Below are 12,640 nucleotides of genomic sequence, written 5' to 3' on the forward strand. Positions count from 1 at the left end.
GTAAGCGGTAAAAAAGATTTTTTCAATCAGGCTGAAGGAATTTTCCCATAACGCTCAATCGTCCGAAGTCTTGTGCTTGAACTCGCACAGGTCCTCGATTCGGCAGCTGCCGCACTGCGGCTTGCGCGCCTTGCAGACGTAGCGCCCATGCAGGATCAGCCAGTGGTGCGCATCCAGCAGGTATTCCTTGGGCACGAACTTGAGCAGCTTGCGCTCCACCTCCAGCACATTGCGCCCCGGCGCGATGTTGGTGCGGTTGGAAACGCGGAAGATGTGGGTGTCCACCGCCATCGCCGGCTGTCGGAAAGCCGTGTTGAGGACCACGTTGGCGGTCTTGCGGCCCACGCCGGGCAAGGCTTCCAGGTCTTCGCGGTTCTCCGGCACCTGGCCGCCGTGCTTCTCGATGAGGATGCGGCAGGTCTCGATGGTGTTCTTCGCCTTGCTGTTGTACAGGCCGATGGTCTTGATGTACTCCGACAGGCCCTCCACGCCCAGTGCGTAGATGGCCTCCGGGGTATTGGCCACCGGGTAGAGCCTGGCGGTGGCCTTGTTCACCCCGACGTCGGTGGCCTGGGCGGAGAGCAGCACGGCGATGAGCAACTCGAAGGGCGTGCTGTAGGCCAGCTCGGTTTCGGGGTTGGGATTGTCTTCCTTGAGTCGGCGGAAAATCTCCGCGCGCTTGGCGGCATTCATTCGATCACTCCAGTCACGCGGACGCGTTGGCGCTCGGTCGCGGGTACGTCGCCCGCCTGCGCCTTGGCGCGGTCCGCCAGGCTTTCATCAATACGGTTCTTCAGGGCGATCAGCAGGCCCAGCAGCAGGAACGCCCCGGGCGGCAATACGGCCAGTAGCAGGCCCGGGTAGCCGGGAATGTGCAGCTTCCAGTCGGCGGCAGCGGGGCCGAACAGCAGGTCCATGCCGGCGAACAGCGTCCCATGGCCCAGCAGTTCGCGCAGGGTGCCGAGGATCAGCAGGACGAAGGCGAAGCCCAGCCCCATCATCAAACCGTCGAACGCCGAGCGCACCACGCTGTTGTTCACGGCGAAGGATTGCGCGCGGCCGAGGATCACGCAATTGGTGGTGATCAGCGGCACGAAGATGCCCAGCACCTGGTAGAGCTCGAAGCGCCACGCCTGCATCAGCAGTTCGACGCAGGTGGTCAGGGTGGCGATGACCAGCAGGAAGGCCGGCAGGCGCACGGCCTCGCTCAGCGTGCCGCGGATCAGCGCTACGGCGACGCTGGAGCAGACCAGCACGAAGAGTGTCGCCAGCCCCAGGCCGAGGGCGTTGACCATGGAACTGCTGGTGCCCAGCAGCGGGCACAGGCCGAGCAATTGCACCAGGCCGGGGTTGTTCTTCCACAGGCCCTGCAGGGCGATTTCGCGGTAGCCGGGATTACTCATGCTGGTCTCCCGAGGTGGCGGGGGCGAGCAGCTCTGTCTTGTGTGCGTCGAAGTACTGCAGCGCCAGGTGCGTGGCCTTGACCACCGCGCGCGGGGTCACGGTGGCGCCGGCGAACTGGTCGAACTGGCCGCCGTCCTTCCTGACGGTCCAGCCTTTGTCGCCCGGATCAGTCAGCGAACGGCCATCGAAGCCGTGCAGCCAGTCGCTCTTGCCCAGCTCGATGCGGTCGCCCTGGCCGGGTGTCTCGTGGTGCGCCACGACCCGCACGCCGAGCAGGCGGCCTTGTGCGGTCACGCCCACCAGCAGCTGGATCGAGCCGCCATAGCCATCCCGCGCCACGGGCTGGAGCACCACCGCCGTGGTCTGCCCCTGGAGCCGGGCGAGGTAGGCGGGCGCCGGCTCGTCGCGGCCCAGCAGCTTGGGATCGAAGGCGCTGATTTCGCTCTCCAGCGGATGGTTGTCGTAGCTGCCCCTGGGCAACAGCTCCAGCACTGCGCGACCTTGGAATTCGCGCTGGGCGGTGTCGATGCGCTGGGCGGTGAACTGGTGCACGGCCGCCACCACGCCAGCGGCGATCAGCGCCACCAGGCCCAGCGCCAGGAGGCTCTTGAGCAGCTCGCGGTTCATCGATCACCTGCCTTGAAGCCTTGTTCCGGCTTCTTGTGCCCATAGGTGCGCGGCCGGGTGAAGTAGTCGAGGGTCGGCGCGGCCAGGTTCATCAGCAGCACGGCGAAGGCCAGGCCATCGGGATAGCCGCCCCAGGCGCGGATCACGTAGGTGAGCAGGCCGACGCCGATGCCGAACAGCAGCCGGCCGCGGTTGCTGGTGGCGCCGGAGACCGGGTCGGTGACGATGAAGAAGGCGCCGAGCATGGTCGCGCCACTGAACAGGTGCAGCAGTGGCGAGCCGTGGGAGTCGGAGCCCGTGCCGTTCCAGAACAACAGGCTCATGACGAACAGCCCGCCGAGCATGCCCACCGGCGCGTGCCAGGTGAACAGCTTGCGCCAGAGCAGGAACAGCCCGCCGGCGAGGAAGGCCAGGTTGACCAGTTCCACGCCGCGTCCGCCGATGTTTCCGAAAGCGGCAGACTGCGCCAGCAGTTCTTCCATGGTCAGGCTGTGGTTGTTGCGCACCACGTCCAGCGCCGTGGCGCCGACCCAGGCGTCCGGCCCCTGGCTGGCGAAGCCGAAGATTTGTCGCAGGCCTTCGGCGAAACCGAGCGCGCTGTCCGGCGCCGGCCACTGGCTCATCTGCTGCGGGAAGGACACCAGCACCACCGCGTAGCCGACCATCGCCGGGTTGAACGGGTTCTGCCCGAGACCACCGTACAGGTGCTTGCCGAAGATCATCGCGAATACCGTGGCGACCGCGCTCAGCCACCAGGGCGAGTACGGCGGCAGGGCGAGGGCGAGCAGCACGGCGGTGACCAGGGCGCTGCCGTCCTTGAGGAAGAAGCTCACCGGGCGGTCGCGCAGCTTGAGCATGAGTGCCTCGGTGGAGAGGGCCAGCAGGCTGCACCAGAGCAGATTGAACAGCGTGCCGACGCCGTACAGGCCGATCAGCACCAGCGCGCCCGGTGCGCAGGCGGCCAGCAGGGTCAGCATGACCCGCTGCGTGCGGTTTGCTCCGGTGACGTGGGGCGAGCTGATGCGTGGCAGCTTCATCAAGGCGCCTCACCACTGGCGTCGGCAACGGCGCGTTCCGCGGCTTGCAGGCGCTCGCGGGCGGTGGCCAGTGCCGGGTCGCCGGCGCCTTCTCGCTCGAGCTTCTTCAGGTCGGCGCGGGCGTAGGCCAGTTCGGTCTTGGCGGCGCGCAGGGCGGCTGTCACCGGGCGCTTGTCGGTACGCACCAGGTCCGGCGGCGCCTTGCCGCTGGCGTCCTCGGTGGCATGCAGGGCGGCTTCCGCAGCGGCGAGCGTCTGGCGGATCGCTTCCAGTTCCTCGGCGGACGCACCCTCGCGCTCAGCGGCCCGCAGGGCATCGCGCTGGGCGATATAGACCAGCTTGGCCTGGCGCAGGGCAAGAACGCCGTCGACGGGCTGCCCGGTTTTCGGTTCGGTCGGCATGGCGATCCCCTGCAGTTCGTTGAGTTGGCACTCGGTGCGTTCGACGTCCGCGCGCAAGGAGGCGAGGGTGGCGCGCTGTTCGTTGCTGGGCGATTCGCCGAAGGCCTTCTCGGACTTCTTCAACTGGGCGCGGGCCATGGCGGCGTCGATCCTGGCCTTCTTCAGGGCCGCTTTGTCCGTGACGGGAGCGGCAGCCGGGGCTGGCTCCGCGCTGGTGCCTTGCGCTTCGGCAGTCGTCAGCGCGGCTTTCGACTGTTCGGCGGCGATACGCAGTTCGGCGACCTGGCTGCGCAGTTGTTCGGTGTCGTGGGCGGCCAGTTGCTTCTCGGCTTTCCTCAGCGCGACCTGGGCCATGCTCGCCTCGATCTTCAAGCGCTTGAGCTGGTCGGACGCATTGCCCACGGACTTCTCGGCCTTCACCCGCTCAATCACCGATTGCGCGGCCGGCGCGGCGAGGGTTTCGACCTCGGCTCGATCCTCCTGCGCGCGCGCCGCTCGCTCCTGGCGAGCCAGGCGGTCGGCGGTGCGGCGTTCTTCCTCGCGGCGCAGGCGCTCCTGGCGTTGCTCGAAGCGCAGGCGCCACTGCTCGGCCTTCAGCTGGCGCTGTTCCAGCTCGCGGATCTCGCCCTTGGACGCGCGGTAGTACTGCACCAGCGGAATGCTCGACGGGCAGACGTAGGCACAGGCGCCGCACTCGATGCAGTCGAACAGGTTGTGCGCCATCAGCTGGTCGTGGTCTTCGCCGAGGGCGAAAAAGTGCAGTTGCTGCGGCAGCAGGCTGGCGGGGCAGACCTGCGCGCAGTCGCCACAGCGGATGCAGGGCAGCGCCTGCGCCGGTGCCGGCAGCTCTTCGCGGGTGGCGGCCAGCAGGCAGTTGGCGGTCTTGATCAGCGGCACGTCCAGCGAGGGCAGGCAGTCCCCCATCAGCGGGCCGCCGAGCAGCAGGCGGTCCAGCTGCGCGTGGTCGAGGCCGGCGAAGTCCAGCAGCTCGCCCACGGGCGTGCCGATCAGCGCCTCCACATTGCACGGGCGCGCGAGTGCGGCGCCGCTCAGGGTGGTAATGCGCGAGATCAGCGGCCGCCCACGCAGCACGGCGTCGGCCACGGCCACGGCGGTGCCGACGTTCACGCAGAGCATGCCGATATCCGCTGGCAGCCCGCCGGATGGCACCTCGCGGCCGGTCAGTACCTGGATCAGCTGGCGCTCGCCGCCGGAGGGGTAGCGGGTCGGGACCGGTTGCAGGCGGATCGTCCGCTCGCCGAGGGCGGCCTGCACGGCGGCGATGGCCTCGGGCTTGTCGTCCTCGATGCCGAGCAGCACCTGCTGCGGCTGGAGGATGTGCATCAGCACTTCGATGCCTTCCACCAGTTCGGCGGCGCGCTCGCGCATCAGCAGGTCGTCGGCGCTGATGTAGGGCTCGCACTCGGCGCCGTTGATGATCAGGGTGTGCAGATCGTCCTGGGCGCGGGAGGCCAGCTTGGCGGCGGTGGGGAAACCGGCGCCACCGAGGCCGGCGATGCCCGCCTGGCGGATGCGCTGCAGCAGTTCGACCCCGGAGAGGGACACATACGCAGGTTTGGGTTCCAGCGTCGTCCATTGCTCCGCGCCATCGCTGTCGATGATGATCGCGGGCACCCTAAGGCCGGAGCCGTGCGGATAAGGTTGCTCGCTGATCTCGACCACGGTGCCGGACGTCGGTGCATGCAGCGCGGCACTGATGGCGCTGCCGGCCTCGGCGATCAGTTGGCCCTTGAGCACGTGCTGGCCGACTTCGACACAGGGCACGGCGGGCTCGCCGATGTGCTGCTGCAGCGGCAGCACCAGGCGGCGCGGCAGCGGCGGCCGCTGAATCGGCAGGGCGGTGGATTGCTGCTTGTTGGCCGGCAACTGCAGGCCGCCGGGAAAACGCCAGACCTGCGTGTTCATGCCGCCTGCTCCCGGTCTGTCTGGATCAGCCGGCCCTGCGGCAGCGGCCATTTCCAGTCGGTGACGCGCACCGGCAGGTCGCGCATCTCGATGCAGTCCACCGGGCAGGGTTCCAGGCACAGGTCGCAGCCGGTGCACTCATCGACGATCACCGTGTGCATCAGCTTGGCGGCGCCGACGATGGCGTCCACCGGGCAGGCGCGGATGCACTTGGTGCAGCCAATGCACTCGGCCTCGCGGATATAGGCCACCCGCAGCGGCGTCTCTTCGGCGGCGTCCAGCGGCAGGGGTTCTACGTCCAGCAGCTCGGCGAGAGCGGCGATGGTCGCGGCGCCGCCGGGCGGGCACTTGTTGATCGCATCGCCCCCGGCGATGGCCAGGGCGTAGGGCTTGCAGCCGGGATAGCCGCATTGGCCGCACTGGGTCTGCGGCAGCAGGTCGTTGATCTGCCCGGCGATGGGCTCAGCGGAGGCCTTTGCCCGCGCCGAAGCCTGGCGCAGCGCCACGGCGCCGGCGAGGCAAACCAGGATGATCAGCAGCGCCGCGATCATGGCTTGAGCAGCCCGCTGAAGCCCATGAACGCCAGGGACATCAGCCCGGCGGTGATCATGCCGATGGCCGCGCCCTTGAATGGCTTGGGCACGTCGGCGATGGCGATGCGCTCGCGCAGGGCGGCGAACAGCACCAGTACCAGGGTGAAGCCCAGCCCGGCGCCGAAACCCTGGAAGGTGGCTTGCAGGAAGCCGAACTCGGCCTTGCGCGCGTTGAGCAGCGCCACGCCCAGCACGATGCAGTTGGTGGTGATCAGCGGCAGGAAGATGCCCTGCGTGCGGGCCAGTAGCGGGCTGGTCCTGTTCACCAGCAGTTCGGTGAACTGCACCACCACGGCGATCACCAGGATGAAGCCGATGGTGCGCAGGAATTCCACGTCCAGCGGTTGCAGCACGTAGCGCTGCAGGATGTAGCCCAGCGCCGAGGCGAGGGTGAGGACGAAGGTGGTCGCCAGGGCCAGCGCGAGCGCCGTCTCGATCTTGCGCGACACGCCCATGAACGGGCAGATGCCGAGGAACTGCACCAGCACGAAGTTGTTGACCAGGATGGCGCTGACCAGGATCAGGGCGAGTTCGGTCATGGCTGGCTGTCCGTGCGCAGGCGTGGGCTGATCATGCTCAGATTCCGCTGATCAACAGGTCGATGGCGGCGATGATCTCCAGGCGCAGGTGCGCCAGGCTGCCCACCGGCTCGCCCAGCTCGCGGCGGGCGATGCCTGCCATCTGCGGGGTCAGCAGCAGGAGCGTTTCATCGCCCACGTGCACTTCCGGCATCAGCCGGTTGATACCGGCCAGGCCCTTGGCGCGGCTGAGCGGGATCACCATGCGCGTGTTCAGCGAGGCCAGCAGGTCGCTCTGCACGTCCAGCAGCAGCGGTATCGCCTCGCGGGTGCGCGGGTTGGTGTTGCGGTAGAGGTCGAACTGCTTCATCAGAAGCTCCGCAATCCATCGCTGAACACGCCGGTTTCCTCGACATGCTGGTTGTAGGTTTCGATGGCCTCGCGGTTCTGCTCCAGCCAGCGCTGGCCGAGGCGCTCCTTGACCACATCGGCCAGCGCCTCCTCCAGTACCGCCGAGAGGTTTACGTCCAGTTCACGGGCCTGTTTCAGCAGGTCGCTGTTGAGGCTCAGGTTGGTGGCTTTCTTCGGCGCCTGGGGGTCGTAGGTCGTGTGCATGGGCACCTCCACGGTAGATGCGCATAGGTTATGCGCATTGCTTCGCGGGAACAATCTTCCCGCTCCGTAAATCGGTTGCGGTGCCAGGGGCGGCGGGAGGAATATCGGCGGCTGCCGAACCCGATCGGTTTCCCTCACGGATGTCGCGATGCGCAAACCCCTGTCCGGATGCTTCACCGCCCTCTGCCTGCTGCTCTCCAGTGGCCTGGCTTCGGCCGCACCCTTCACCCGGGCTGACCTGGTTGGCTGGCCACGCATGAATGTCGCCGACTTCGCCTGCCTGCTGGAGCAGCGCACCGGTCACGCTGACGCGCAGTTCAGCTGCGCCGCCAGCAAGAAGCTGAGCAACTGGGGCGACGCCTGCCACGACACCGACCTCAGCTACGCCGGCCCGCAGTTGCCCGAGGCGCTGGCGCGCCAGCTCGACCCGCGCATCACGGCGGTGGACCTGGACTGGGAGTTCGGCCGCCTGCAATCGGTGAATGTCACCTTCGACAGGATCATGACCGCGGAAGAAGTTGCGGACATCTTCCCCGAGGTGAACCTGGAAGACCCGACGTCACGGGAAAACCTGAGCAACGCCTCGCTGCAGGATTGTGCCGAAGACGCCTCGTGCCTCTACCTCGAAGGCTTCGAGCACCTGGGCGGCGGCGATGTGGACTGCGAGGATGCTCAGTAGGTCATGCAGGCGGCGTTGAGCAGACCGATGCACAGCGAGGCGCCACCGAGGAATACGCCGTGGGCCAGGGTGTTGCTTTCGATGCCGGCCTTGAGCTCCGGCACCAGGCGCGACAGGCCGAGGAACACCAGCACCTGCACCAGCATGGCGATCACGCCCCAGATCAGCATGTCGACCAGGCTGACACTGTGGGCGATGGCGCTGGCCAGCGGCAGGGCGAAGCCCAGCAGGGTGCCGACCAGTGCCACGGCGGCGCTGATGTTGCCCTGGCGGATCAGCTGGATTTCCGCGTAGGGCGTCAGGCGGATGTAGAGGCTGGTGAACAGGCCGAACAGGCCGATGGCCGAGGCGAAGTAGGCGAGGAAATTGGGCAGGGTCTGCAGCAGGTTCATGGCGGATCCTTCAGACGAAATAGTGGGGAACGAAGCGGCTGCTGTCGCGGGTGATGGCGCTGGCGTCCTCGCGGATGCCCAGGCCGGCGGCCTGGCCGTCGATCACCCAGCAGCCCAGCACGGCGTAGTTGCCGTCGTGGTTGGCCAGCGGCGCGTAGCCCTGGTAGATGCAGGGCGCGTCGGCGTGGGGGCCGTCGCTTTCCAGCTGCAGGTCGCCGGCGACGATGCGGATGTTTTCGCCCTCGCGGGAATACAGCGGTTTGCGCACGTAGGCGCCGGGGATGTCCTGGCGGTAGCTGGCGGGCAGCAGGTTGGGGTGCTGCGGGTTGAGCTTCCAGAGGATCGGCAGCATGGCCTTGCTTGACATCAGCAGCTTCCAGGCCGGCTCCAGGAAACGGATGTCACTGCGCTCCAGGTGCTCGGCGAAGCTGTCCTGCAGCAGCCATTCCCAGGGGTAGAGCTTGAAGCAGTGGCGGATGTCCTGCTCGTACTGGTCGATGAAGGTGCCGCGCCCGGCGTGATGGCCGATGAACTCCAGCGGCAGGTAGCGCGTGGGCAGGCCGGCCTGGTGCGCGGTGTCGAGCAGGTAGAGGGCGTTGCCGGTGTCTTCCTCGTGACCGTCGATGGCGGTGAAGTGCAGCAGGCCGTCCGGGGCGATGGCCTTCCAGCGCGCGATCAGCTTCTCGTGCAGCGAGTTGAACTGGTCGGCAGCCGGGTTCACGTCGTTCAGCCATTGCCACTGCACCACGCTGGCTTCCAGCAGGCCGGTAGGGGTGTCGGCGTTGTATTCGAGCATCTTCGGCTGGCCTTCGCCGTTCCAGGCGAAGTCGAAGCGGCCGTACAGGCTCGGGTCCTGGCGGTTCCAGGAACGGATGATTTCCTCGCGGGCGCCCGGCGGCAGCCGGAAGGGCTCGAAGTGGCCGGTGCGGATTACCCATTCCACGCACTCCAGGTAGCGCTGGTGCAGGTCTTCGCTGGCGGCCTCCAGCGTCTCGATCTGTTCGAGGCTGAATTCGTAGGCCACCGATTCGTCCCAGTACCGGCCGTCGATGCTGTGGAAGGTGAAGCCGACCGCCTCGCAGCGCTCGCGCCAGTCGGCGCGCGGCGTCATGGTCAGGCGACGCATCAGCCGCCCCCGGAGAAGCGCGCGCCGGAGTGGCCGAAGCCGCCGCGGGTGACCAGTTGGCGCGATTGCACCTGGTAGGTCTGCGCGGTCTTCGGTCGCGAACCGTCCTCGTAGCTCGGCCCGCGGTAGCGCCCGGAACTGCTGCCACCGCCACTGCTGCTGGTGGTGGATTCCGGCTCGCAGGCATTGGGCGTGTTGCCCCAGTCCTTCAGGCAGTCTTCGCGGTTGGCATAAAGGTCGCGGTACACCGGGTTGTGGTGCAGCACGCTGTAGAGCACCCCGCCGGTGAGCAGGGTGGTGAAGACGATGTTGGATTTCTTCATGCTTGGTGGGTAGTGCGCCGGGTTCCGAGCTTGCGCCACAGCCAGCGCAGGATCAGCCCGGCGATCAGCAGCACGACCAGCAGCGGCAGGCCGAAGGCGGCGACCTGGATGGCATTGACGGTGCCGTCGGTGAGTTCGTCCAGCGAGTTGCCGAAGGCCTTGCCGATGCGCGACCAGCGCCCGGTCGGCTGGTATTCGCTGGAGAAGTCCAGGGTCAGCAGGTTGGTGGCGATGCGTCGTTGCTGCTGGGCCGCGTCCTGGCTGGCGGCCTGCAGCTGCTGCTCGACCTCGGCGGTGGCCTTGGCCAGGGCCAGCAGGTCGCTGACGCTCATGTCCTTGCGGCCCTGGAAGCCTTGCAGGGTCTGGTATTCGCGCTCCAGCCGGTCACGCAGTTGCTGGTTGTCGCTGACCGCCTGGGCGAGGTCTTCGGCACGGGTGCTGCGGCTTTGCAGCTGCCCGCCTTCGGCGGCGAGGGCGACGAGTTTTTCAACGCCTTCGGGGACGATGCGCACGACGAGGTGCGCGTTGCGCATCTGGCTGTCGCCGCTCTGCTCGATGGCGATCAGCTCGCACTGGCCGAAACGGTCCTGGGTGCAGGCGTCGCGGGAGGCGGCCAGTTGCGCGTCGATGCGCTCGCTGGCCAGGCGGATGCCGACCTGGTGTTCATAGGCGAGGAAGGATCCGGCTTTCGCCGCTTCCCCCTGGAAAGCGGCGCCGGAACCGGCGGCGTGCTCCGAGGGAGCGCCGCAGCCGGCGAGGGCGGCGCTCAGGGCGAGCGCAGCCAGGCGGTGCAGTTTCATCGATGGCCTCCTTGCCGTGATGGAGCGTCTTACTTGACGCGCTGGCCCGGCTTGGCGCCGCTGTCCGGGCTCAGCAGGTAGATCTCTTCACCGCCGGGGCCGGCGGCCAGGACCATGCCTTCGGAGACGCCGAACTTCATCTTGCGCGGGGCCAGGTTGGCCACGTACAGAGTCAGGCGGCCTTCGAGCTTGCTCGGGTCCGGGTAGGCGCTCTTGATGCCGGAGAACACGTTGCGCTTCTCGTCGCCGATATCCAGGGACAGGCGCAGCAGCTTGTCGGCGCCTTCGACGAACTCGCACTTCTCGATCAGCGCGATGCGCAGGTCGACGGCGGCGAAGGCGTCGAAGTTGATTTCCGCGGCCAGCGGGTCCTTGGTCAGTTCGCCGTTACCGGCGGGCTTGGGTGCGCTGGCGAGGAGGTCTTCCTTGGAGGCTTCGATCATGGCTTCGATTTTCGCGGGCTCGATACGGGTCATCAGCGGGTTGAACGGGTTCAGCTGGTGGTTGGCCAGCAGTTGCTCGTGGTCGGCCCACTTCAGCGGGGCGACGTTGAGGAAGGCTTCGGCGGCCACGGCCAGCTTCGGCAGCACCGGCTTGAGGAAGATCACCAGCTGGCGGAACAGGTTCACGCCCAGGGCGCAGATCGCCTGGACTTCATCCTGCTTGCCTTCCTGCTTGTTCAGGGCCCACGGCGCCTTGTCGGCGATCCAGGCGTTGGCCTGGTCGGCGAGGGCCATGATTTCACGCATGGCGCGGCCGAAGTCGCGGGCTTCATAGGCGGCGGCAATGCTCGGCGCGGCGTCCTTGAAGGCCTGGGCCAGTTCCGGCGCCGGGTTGGCGTCCACCAGCAGGCCGTTGTTGCCCTTGTGGATGAAGCCGGCGCAACGGCTGGCGATGTTCACCACCTTGCCGACCAGGTCGGAGTTGACCTTCTGCACGAAGTCCTCGAGGTTCAGGTCGAGGTCGTCCACGCCGCGGCCCAGCTTGGAGGCGTAGTAGTAGCGCAGGTATTCCGGGTCCAGGTGATCCAGGTAGGTGCGCGCCTTGACGAAGGTGCCGCGCGACTTGGACATCTTCTGGCCGTTGACGGTCAGGTAGCCGTGCACGTTCAGCGCGGTCGGCTTGCGGTAGCCGGCGCCTTCGAGCATGGCCGGCCAGAACAGCGCGTGGAAGTTGACGATGTCCTTGCCGATGAAGTGGTACAGCTCGGCGTCGGAGCCCTGCTTCCAGTAGGCGTCGAAGTCCAGTTCCGGGCGGCGTGCGCAGAGGTTCTTGAAGCTGGCCATGTAGCCGATCGGCGCGTCCAGCCAGACGTAGAAGTACTTGCCCGGCGCGTCGGGGATCTCGAAGCCGAAGTAGGGCGCGTCGCGGGAGATGTCCCACTCCTGCAGGCCGGAATCCAGCCATTCGGCGAGCTTGTTGGCCACCGATTCCTGCAGGGCGCCGCTGCGGGTCCACTGCTGCAGCATGGCCTGGAAGTCAGGCAGCTTGAAGAAGTAGTGCAGCGACTCCTTGAGCACCGGGGTGGCGCCGGAGATCGCCGATTTCGGGTCCTTCAGCTCGGTGGGCGCATAGGTCGCGCCGCAGGCTTCGCAGTTGTCGCCGTACTGGTCGGCGGTGCCGCACTTCGGGCAGGTGCCCTTGATGAAGCGGTCGGCCAGGAACATCTGCTTTTCCGGGTCGAAGTACTGGGTCACCGGGCGGGTGGCGATGTGGCCGGCGTCGCGCAGTTTCAGGTAGATGGCCGAGGACAGCTCGCGGTTCTCTTCCGAGTGGGTCGAGTGGTAGTTGTCGAACTCCACCAGGAAGTCGGCGAAATCACCCATGTGCTCGGCGCGCACGCCGTCGATCAGTTGCTCGGAGGTGATGCCTTCGCGCTCGGCGCGCAGCATGATGGCCGAACCGTGGGCATCGTCCGCGCACACGTACACCGCCTGGTTGCCACGCATCTTCTGGAAGCGAACCCAGATGTCGGTCTGGATGTACTCCAGCATGTGACCGAGGTGGATCGAACCATTGGCGTAGGGCAGGGCGCTGGTGACGAGGATCTTGCGGGCTTCGGACATGATGATCGGCCGTTCCGGTTAAAACGAGGGAATCGGCAACTATATAGGGGCGAGGCGAAATTTTCATCCGTGGGCCGCTTGGCTGCAGGGATGAGTACGTCCGTGCACATCAGGCGCGTGGGCTGTTCGCGAG

The 12,640-nt window shown here is 67.1% G+C and carries 15 protein-coding genes; 1 reads left to right on the forward strand and 14 read right to left on the reverse strand.

Features of this window, described 5'->3' with window-relative positions:
* Nucleotides 1–54 precede the first annotated feature (54 nt).
* The 9 genes from nth to UB43_RS07770 are packed head-to-tail and all read right to left on the reverse strand — an operon-like array spanning nt 55 to nt 7,121.
* Complete coding sequence (gene nth / locus UB43_RS07730) at nt 55–693, reverse strand: endonuclease III (RefSeq protein ID WP_045209839.1); 639 nt, start codon at nt 691–693, stop codon at nt 55–57.
* The gene (locus UB43_RS07735; RefSeq protein WP_045209840.1) at nt 690–1,403 is read right to left on the reverse strand and encodes an electron transport complex subunit E; all 714 of its coding nucleotides are present in this window, start codon (nt 1,401–1,403) and stop codon (nt 690–692) included. Before UB43_RS07735 ends, nth begins: the two co-directional genes overlap by 4 nt.
* On the reverse strand, nt 1,396–2,031 hold the full coding sequence (gene rsxG, locus UB43_RS07740) for an electron transport complex subunit RsxG (RefSeq protein ID WP_045209841.1): 636 nt from the start codon (nt 2,029–2,031) through the stop codon (nt 1,396–1,398). The genes UB43_RS07735 and rsxG overlap by 8 nt, the downstream gene beginning before the upstream one ends.
* The gene (locus UB43_RS07745) at nt 2,028–3,068 is read right to left on the reverse strand and encodes an RnfABCDGE type electron transport complex subunit D (RefSeq protein WP_045209842.1); all 1,041 of its coding nucleotides are present in this window, start codon (nt 3,066–3,068) and stop codon (nt 2,028–2,030) included. Before UB43_RS07745 ends, rsxG begins: the two co-directional genes overlap by 4 nt.
* Nucleotides 3,068–5,395, reverse strand: coding sequence for an electron transport complex subunit RsxC (rsxC, locus tag UB43_RS07750; protein WP_045209843.1), 2,328 nt, complete (start codon nt 5,393–5,395; stop codon nt 3,068–3,070). The genes UB43_RS07745 and rsxC overlap by 1 nt, the downstream gene beginning before the upstream one ends.
* The gene (gene rsxB / locus UB43_RS07755; protein ID WP_045209844.1) at nt 5,392–5,946 is read right to left on the reverse strand and encodes an electron transport complex subunit RsxB; all 555 of its coding nucleotides are present in this window, start codon (nt 5,944–5,946) and stop codon (nt 5,392–5,394) included. The genes rsxC and rsxB overlap by 4 nt, the downstream gene beginning before the upstream one ends.
* Nucleotides 5,943–6,527, reverse strand: coding sequence for an electron transport complex subunit RsxA (rsxA, locus tag UB43_RS07760; protein ID WP_045209845.1), 585 nt, complete (start codon nt 6,525–6,527; stop codon nt 5,943–5,945). The genes rsxB and rsxA overlap by 4 nt, the downstream gene beginning before the upstream one ends.
* A 37-nt stretch (nt 6,528–6,564) precedes the next feature.
* Entirely contained in the window at nt 6,565–6,876 is a 312-nt protein-coding gene (locus UB43_RS07765; protein ID WP_045209846.1) for a CcdB family protein, read from the reverse strand.
* Complete coding sequence (locus tag UB43_RS07770; protein WP_045209847.1) at nt 6,876–7,121, reverse strand: type II toxin-antitoxin system CcdA family antitoxin; 246 nt, start codon at nt 7,119–7,121, stop codon at nt 6,876–6,878. The genes UB43_RS07765 and UB43_RS07770 overlap by 1 nt, the downstream gene beginning before the upstream one ends.
* 148 nt (nt 7,122–7,269) lie before the next feature.
* Between UB43_RS07770 and UB43_RS28805 the strand changes: the two genes are divergently transcribed.
* Nucleotides 7,270–7,800, forward strand: coding sequence for a hypothetical protein (locus tag UB43_RS28805; protein ID WP_052969517.1), 531 nt, complete (start codon nt 7,270–7,272; stop codon nt 7,798–7,800).
* On the opposite strand, the gene UB43_RS07780 is transcribed toward UB43_RS28805, so the two are convergent.
* Genes UB43_RS07780 through metG form a run of 5 tightly spaced genes read right to left on the reverse strand, consistent with a single transcriptional unit; the run spans nt 7,794 to nt 12,507 of the window.
* Nucleotides 7,794–8,192: a DUF350 domain-containing protein gene (locus UB43_RS07780; RefSeq protein ID WP_045209848.1), complete on the reverse strand. Its 399-nt coding sequence runs from the start codon at nt 8,190–8,192 to the stop codon at nt 7,794–7,796. The genes UB43_RS28805 and UB43_RS07780 overlap by 7 nt on opposite strands.
* A 10-nt stretch (nt 8,193–8,202) precedes the next feature.
* Complete coding sequence (locus UB43_RS07785; RefSeq protein WP_045209849.1) at nt 8,203–9,318, reverse strand: glutathionylspermidine synthase family protein; 1,116 nt, start codon at nt 9,316–9,318, stop codon at nt 8,203–8,205.
* The gene (locus UB43_RS07790; protein WP_045209850.1) at nt 9,318–9,641 is read right to left on the reverse strand and encodes a hypothetical protein; all 324 of its coding nucleotides are present in this window, start codon (nt 9,639–9,641) and stop codon (nt 9,318–9,320) included. The genes UB43_RS07785 and UB43_RS07790 overlap by 1 nt, the downstream gene beginning before the upstream one ends.
* Nucleotides 9,638–10,441 (reverse strand): DUF4349 domain-containing protein, encoded by an 804-nt coding sequence (locus tag UB43_RS07795; protein ID WP_045209851.1) that lies wholly within the window; start codon nt 10,439–10,441, stop codon nt 9,638–9,640. Before UB43_RS07795 ends, UB43_RS07790 begins: the two co-directional genes overlap by 4 nt.
* A gap of 29 nt (nt 10,442–10,470) precedes the next feature.
* On the reverse strand, nt 10,471–12,507 hold the full coding sequence (gene metG, locus UB43_RS07800) for a methionine--tRNA ligase (RefSeq protein ID WP_045209852.1): 2,037 nt from the start codon (nt 12,505–12,507) through the stop codon (nt 10,471–10,473).
* Nucleotides 12,508–12,640 lie beyond the last annotated feature (133 nt).

Origin of the sequence: Pseudomonas sp. 21 (assembly GCF_000955805.1) — a bacterium.
Classification (GTDB): domain Bacteria; phylum Pseudomonadota; class Gammaproteobacteria; order Pseudomonadales; family Pseudomonadaceae; genus Pseudomonas.

What these genes read in the sequence shown, in the direction of transcription:
- nth (WP_045209839.1), bottom strand. Translation starts at nt 693, where the DNA reads ATGAATGCCGCCAAGCGCGCGGAGATTTTCCGCCGACTCAAGGAAGAC.
- UB43_RS07735 (WP_045209840.1), bottom strand. Translation starts at nt 1,403, where the DNA reads ATGAGTAATCCCGGCTACCGCGAAATCGCCCTGCAGGGCCTGTGGAAG.
- rsxG (WP_045209841.1), bottom strand. Translation starts at nt 2,031, where the DNA reads ATGAACCGCGAGCTGCTCAAGAGCCTCCTGGCGCTGGGCCTGGTGGCG.
- UB43_RS07745 (WP_045209842.1), bottom strand. Translation starts at nt 3,068, where the DNA reads ATGAAGCTGCCACGCATCAGCTCGCCCCACGTCACCGGAGCAAACCGC.
- rsxC (WP_045209843.1), bottom strand. Translation starts at nt 5,395, where the DNA reads ATGAACACGCAGGTCTGGCGTTTTCCCGGCGGCCTGCAGTTGCCGGCC.
- rsxB (WP_045209844.1), bottom strand. Translation starts at nt 5,946, where the DNA reads ATGATCGCGGCGCTGCTGATCATCCTGGTTTGCCTCGCCGGCGCCGTG.
- rsxA (WP_045209845.1), bottom strand. Translation starts at nt 6,527, where the DNA reads ATGACCGAACTCGCCCTGATCCTGGTCAGCGCCATCCTGGTCAACAAC.
- UB43_RS07765 (WP_045209846.1), bottom strand. Translation starts at nt 6,876, where the DNA reads ATGAAGCAGTTCGACCTCTACCGCAACACCAACCCGCGCACCCGCGAG.
- UB43_RS07770 (WP_045209847.1), bottom strand. Translation starts at nt 7,121, where the DNA reads ATGCACACGACCTACGACCCCCAGGCGCCGAAGAAAGCCACCAACCTG.
- UB43_RS28805 (WP_052969517.1), top strand. Translation starts at nt 7,270, where the DNA reads ATGCGCAAACCCCTGTCCGGATGCTTCACCGCCCTCTGCCTGCTGCTC.
- UB43_RS07780 (WP_045209848.1), bottom strand. Translation starts at nt 8,192, where the DNA reads ATGAACCTGCTGCAGACCCTGCCCAATTTCCTCGCCTACTTCGCCTCG.
- UB43_RS07785 (WP_045209849.1), bottom strand. Translation starts at nt 9,318, where the DNA reads ATGCGTCGCCTGACCATGACGCCGCGCGCCGACTGGCGCGAGCGCTGC.
- UB43_RS07790 (WP_045209850.1), bottom strand. Translation starts at nt 9,641, where the DNA reads ATGAAGAAATCCAACATCGTCTTCACCACCCTGCTCACCGGCGGGGTG.
- UB43_RS07795 (WP_045209851.1), bottom strand. Translation starts at nt 10,441, where the DNA reads ATGAAACTGCACCGCCTGGCTGCGCTCGCCCTGAGCGCCGCCCTCGCC.
- metG (WP_045209852.1), bottom strand. Translation starts at nt 12,507, where the DNA reads ATGTCCGAAGCCCGCAAGATCCTCGTCACCAGCGCCCTGCCCTACGCC.